The sequence below is a fragment of the Megasphaera sp. MJR8396C genome (assembly GCF_001546855.1).
In the GTDB taxonomy this organism is placed as follows: Bacteria; Bacillota; Negativicutes; order Veillonellales; family Megasphaeraceae; genus Megasphaera.
In genome coordinates, this window is the sequence record NZ_KQ958175.1 from 1 (window position 1) to 919 (window position 919).

At 47.2% G+C, this 919-nt stretch carries 1 protein-coding gene; it reads left to right on the forward strand.

What is annotated here, in order from left to right:
- Positions 1-243 precede the first annotated feature (243 nt).
- The gene (locus HMPREF3201_RS04945) at positions 244-840 is read left to right on the forward strand and encodes a nitroreductase family protein (RefSeq protein WP_062412021.1); all 597 of its coding nucleotides are present in this window, start codon (positions 244-246) and stop codon (positions 838-840) included.
- The last annotated feature ends 79 nt before the right edge of the window (positions 841-919 follow it).

Consider the following 919-nt stretch of genomic DNA (forward strand, 5'->3'; position numbering starts at 1 on the left):
ATGATGTAGGCAGAATTAGGGAGATGTTGTTCTCAGCATCGCTACCACCTATGTTTTTCTGACTTACAAGCTCCCGCTTCTATAAGAGGGAGTCGTTGACAAGAAAGTATAGCTCAGCCTGTCAAAAAAAGAAAGACATCCTCGTAATTTTCGAAGAAATCTTGACTTATATCCTACAAGATGCTATACTAGCTGCAAATAAAAGAGATTCATTCTTAACTAATAAAACTCAGGAGGTGCCTTATGAATAACTTCACGACAGCCGTTACCAATCGGCGCACAAACTATGCTCTCAGTAAAGACGTTTCCATCCCGCAGGAAACGATCATAAAGACTATTGAAGACATGGTACACGAAGTTCCCTCGGCTTTCAACATGCAGTCCGGCAAAGTCGTCGTCGCCTTCGGTGAAACCCACGATAAGATTTGGCAGATCGCCATGGATACCCTTCGCGGCATCGTACCGGCAGCCAATTTTGCCGCTACGGAAGAAAAGATTAATTCCTTTGCCGCCGCTTACGGCACGGTCCTCTATTTCGATGACATCTCCATCGTCGAAAAATTGGCCGATCAGTTCCCCTTGTATGCACAGAACTTCCCCGTTTGGGGCCAGCAGGCCAACGGCATGATGCAGTTTGCCATCTGGACGGCGCTGACCGACCTTGGCTTAGGCGTCAACCTCCAGCATTACAATCCCCTCATCGATGACGAAGTCAAAAAGTTGACCGGCGTTCCGGCAGAATGGAAGCTCATCGCTCAGATGCCCTTCGGCAATCCCCTTCAAAAACCGGATCCCATCGAAAAAGCTCCCATCGAAGAACGGGTCAAGATTTTCAAATAATACGCACACCACTCACTCTCCCATAATAATACAAAAAGGCTCCCTGCTACGTGATATGCTCCCCTTTAGGTAGACATGA